The sequence below is a fragment of the Streptomyces fuscichromogenes genome (assembly GCF_014645815.1).
In the GTDB taxonomy this organism is placed as follows: Bacteria; Actinomycetota; Actinomycetes; order Streptomycetales; family Streptomycetaceae; genus Streptomyces; species Streptomyces fuscichromogenes.
The window spans coordinates 1-2,383 of record NZ_BMML01000093.1; the positions used below are offsets into that span (position 1 = coordinate 1).

Annotated in this window: 1 protein-coding gene; it reads right to left on the reverse strand. The window is 65.8% G+C overall.

The window, feature by feature from the left end; all coding sequences use genetic code 11:
- Window positions 1-2,383, reverse strand: a 2,383-nt coding sequence (locus tag IEZ11_RS51840) for an FkbM family methyltransferase (RefSeq protein WP_229714007.1), incomplete at both ends; no start/stop codon positions are given.

The window sequence follows — 2,383 nt, forward strand, 5'->3', positions numbered from 1 at the left end:
ACATACGGATCCCGCTCGGCTCCCCCGTCCAGCCGCGCATGGAAGAACAGGCCCTCCTGCAACGGTGCCAGCCGGTACACGTCCGCGACATTGGCCACACCGCCGGGCACCTGCTCCACCACCCGGTCCAGGCCGTGCTGTTCCAGGCCCGCCAGCGGAACCATCTGCGCACTCAGCGACACACTCCCGGCAGGGATCACCGTGGGCGGCACCACCACGTCCTCCCGGCCCGCCACCGCCGCCAGCGCCTGCACCGTCGGCTTCAGGAACAGCGTCCGCACATCCACCGACACACCCCGCGCCCGCAACCGCTCCACCAACGTCACCGCCAGCAGCGAATGACCACCCAGATCGAAGAAGTCGTCATCGACACCGACGTGATCGAGCCCCAGCACCTCGGCGAAGACCTGGCACAGGACCTCCTCCCGCACCGTCACCGGACCACGCCCCCCACCCGCAGCCCCGCCAAAGACGTTCTCCGGTTCGGGCAACGCCCCGCGGTCGAGCTTGCCGTTGACCGTCAACGGCAACCTGTCCAAAACCACCACCGCCGAGGGCACCATGTAGGCCGGCAGGTTCCCGCGCAGGGTCGTGTGAATGTCCTCGACCAGCGTCTTCCGCCCGAACCAGCGTGGCTCCGACGCCGTGCCACGGGCCGACGACGTACTCGTCATCAGTCCGGATCCGGCGTTGGTGTCGGGTCGAATGGCGTAGACGTTGTACAGGGACGTGTTCTGAAGAAGCCGGTTGTCCTGTTCGCTGGTCACCTTGTAACCGAGGTCCTGGAGCAGGGCCCGGACGGTCTCCAGCCGGCCGTCCGCATCGTGCACTTCGAGAACGATCTGCCGGATACGAGCCCAGTCCGACTGGTCGATGCCCCGCAAAACGTCGTACTCGGCGTTCTCCACGTCGATCTTCAGCAGATCGATACGCTCGATGCCCTCTTCCCGGATGACTTCCGACAAGGTCCGCAGCCGGCAGGTGAACTGCTCACTGTCGAGACGGGCGTCCAGCAGTTCATCCATCACTCCCGAATCGAAGACAGACCCGTCACCGTCCGCACCCCGCTGCTGATTGTGAAGATAGGCCCGCACCATGTCATGAGCCTGCTCGTCAGTCGTGCGACTGCTGGAGATCACCGTGTTGTGCCGGTAGAAAGTGAACGTCTCCTCTCCCGCCACAGCACCCAGACCGTAATCGAAGACCCGAGCATGCAGACCGTAGAGAGCAACATTCCGCTGCAAAGACGCAAACACCGGCGGAATCGGCTCGAAGGCATAGACACGCGCGCCAGGATATGTCAGCCCGGCGAAAAGACTGAACATACCTATGTTCGCCCCGACATCCACCACACAGGCGTCATCACCAAGCGTGATGCCGTTCTTCAGGTATCCCTCCCCGGCGAATATCTCTTCATAAACGAATTCTGTCTCACTCCGGTTGTGGTGGAAGACCACCATGCCGTTGGGCAGTTCATGAGTGTCCTCCAATACCGCCGGCTCCGTCCGCTCCATCCGCGCGAGATTTCGGACCGCGGGCGCGTACTCGTCGGAGGGAACGACATACGACACCAGACGCTGATCGCCCTCCCCGTGATCCCGCACCACGACGGCTGCCTGCGCCACCCCCGGATGCGCGTTCACACAAGCCTCGATCTCACCGGGTTCGATGCGGAACCCGCGGATCTTCACCTGGTCATCAGCCCGGCCCACGAACTCCAGCAGTCCCCCGGCCGTCCAGCGCACCACATCGCCCGATCGGTACATCCGCTCACCCGGACCGCTGAACGGATCGGCGACGAACCGTTCCGCGGTCAGGCCCGGCCGGCCCGCATACCCCCGCGCCACCTGTCCCCCGGACACATACAGCTCACCGGCCACACCCGGCGGCACCGGCTGAAGCGCCGAGTCCAGAACGAACAGCCGCAGCCCGGCAAGTCCCCGCCCGATCACGCTCGCGTCACCCTGCACACCGTCCGGGACCAGTTCCTCGAACGTGACGTGCACCGTCGTCTCCGTGATGCCGTACATGTTCACCAGCCGCGGACCACCCCCGCCACGGCGCTCCCACCACGGCACCAGCCGCCCCGGGGCCAGCGCCTCACCACCGAAGACCACCACCCGCACACTGGCGCCCCGTGCCCGCTCCCCCTCCACACCCGCCAACTGGTAGAACGCCGACGGCGTCTGACTCAACACCGTCACCCCCTCACGCTCCACCAGATCCCACAGCTCCCGCGGAGAACGCGCCACCTCCAAAGGCACCACCACCACACGCCCCCCGTGCAGCAGCCCACCCCACAACTCCCACGCAGAGACGTCGAAGCCGACCGAATGGAACCAGCTCCACACATCACCAGGCCCGAACCCGACGGCCTCCTCCG